Genomic DNA, 264 nt, shown 5'->3' on the forward strand with positions numbered 1-264 from the left:
TATTTATATGACTAGTCAATAATAAGGGATGTATACTCATGGATGCAACCTAATTTTCATACTCCCTATGAATCGGGTTCAAGAGACAGTGCGGCCCATCGTATGCAAATTGTCCTCGCTTCCGTTATAATAAAAAGTCTAAATGGTCCGGAAGAATAGATCAGTTCAGTAATTTCGTTGCATTCAAATGTTCTCATGAAAAGAGGCTTTTACATATGTATCATATAAAAGAATCTTTAGGGTTCTTGATTTTTCGAGCGGATT

The organism is Paenibacillus sinensis (assembly GCF_019904155.1).
Lineage (GTDB): Bacteria > Bacillota > Bacilli > Paenibacillales > Paenibacillaceae > Paenibacillus_AQ > Paenibacillus_AQ sinensis.